This is a genomic window from Oceaniovalibus sp. ACAM 378, from assembly GCF_008085915.1.
GTDB lineage: Bacteria > Pseudomonadota > Alphaproteobacteria > Rhodobacterales > Rhodobacteraceae > Oceaniglobus.
On sequence record NZ_VSJK01000115.1, the window covers coordinates 1 to 249 of the forward strand.

Consider the following 249-nt stretch of genomic DNA (forward strand, 5'->3'; position numbering starts at 1 on the left):
TCACTGAGCGCTATAACGCCAAGTTTGCAAAGGCCGCCCGTCGCGCCGACAATCTGCACAGGCCGATGAACATTGAACCCGATCGCCTGCGTGATGTGTTCGCTTTCCAAGACGAGCGTCTTGTTGGTGCGCAACTTGCCTTCTCCTATGAACGCAAGCGGATCATCCTGGCTGAGAATGACATCACGCGCGATCTGCCAGGCAAATATGTGGACACATTTGCCTTCCCAGATGGCAGTTTCGTTGTGC

1 pseudogene is annotated in these 249 nt (G+C 54.6%); it reads left to right on the top strand.

Annotated features, from left to right (window positions below):
* Positions 1–65: 65 nt before the first annotated feature.
* A pseudogene (locus FQ320_RS25445) lies at positions 66–249 on the top strand (ISNCY family transposase); the annotation flags it as partial.